This window comes from Janthinobacterium lividum, assembly GCF_011601275.1.
Taxonomy (GTDB): domain Bacteria; phylum Pseudomonadota; class Gammaproteobacteria; order Burkholderiales; family Burkholderiaceae_D; genus Janthinobacterium; species Janthinobacterium lividum_E.
In genome coordinates, this window is record NZ_JAAOLY010000049.1 from 1 (window position 1) to 1,177 (window position 1,177).

The 1,177-nt window shown below is 50.2% G+C and carries 1 rRNA gene; it reads left to right on the forward strand.

Annotation, left to right across the window (positions count from 1 at the left end):
• Positions 1-17: 17 nt before the first annotated feature.
• Positions 18-1,177: ribosomal RNA gene (locus GYK42_RS28780) — 23S ribosomal RNA — on the forward strand; the annotation flags it as partial.

The window sequence follows — 1,177 nt, forward strand, 5'->3', positions numbered from 1 at the left end:
AGAGGCTAACGTTATAGGGACAAGCGAATAAGTGCACATGGTGGATGCCTTGGCGATTACAGGCGATGAAGGACGTAGTAGCTTGCGATAAGCTGCGGGGAGTGAGCAAACACACTTTGATCCGCAGATTTCCGAATGGGGCAACCCACCCTTTTAGGGTATTGCATACTGAATACATAGGTATGCAAGGCGAACGCGGCGAACTGAAACATCTAAGTAGCTGCAGGAAAAGAAATCAACCGAGATTCCCAAAGTAGCGGCGAGCGAAATGGGAAGAGCCTGTACGTGATAGTCGGACCGATAACAGAATCCTCTGGAAATAGGAGCCATAGTGGGTGATAGCCCCGTATGTGAAATCGGACCGGTGATACTAAGCGTACGACAAGTAGGGCGGGACACGTGACATCCTGTCTGAATATGGGGGGACCATCCTCCAAGGCTAAATACTCGTAATCGACCGATAGTGAACCAGTACCGTGAGGGAAAGGCGAAAAGAACCCCGGAAGGGGAGTGAAATAGATCCTGAAACCGTGTGCATACAAACAGTAGGAGCGGACTTGTTCCGTGACTGCGTACCTTTTGTATAATGGGTCAGCGACTTACATTCAGTGGCAAGGTTAACCATATAGGGAAGCCGTAGAGAAATCGAGTCCGAATAGGGCGATCAGTCGCTGGGTGTAGACCCGAAACCAAGTGATCTACTCATGGCCAGGATGAAGGTGCGGTAACACGCCCTGGAGGTCCGAACCCACTAATGTTGAAAAATTAGGGGATGAGCTGTGGGTAGGGGTGAAAGGCTAAACAAACTTGGAAATAGCTGGTTCTCTCCGAAAACTATTTAGGTAGTGCCTCAAGTATCACCATCGGGGGTAGAGCACTGTTATGGCTAGGGGGTCATTGCGACTTACCAAACCATTGCAAACTCCGAATACCGATGAGTGCGAGCTTGGGAGACAGACGTCGGGTGCTAACGTCCGGCGTCAAGAGGGAAACAACCCAGACCGCCAGCTAAGGTCCCAAAGATTGGCTAAGTGGAAAACGAAGTGGGAAGGCTAAAACAGTCAGGATGTTGGCTTAGAAGCAGCCATCATTTAAAGAAAGCGTAATAGCTCACTGATCGAGTCGTCCTGCGCGGAAGATGTAACGGGGCTAAGCCAGTCACCGAAGCTGCGGATAT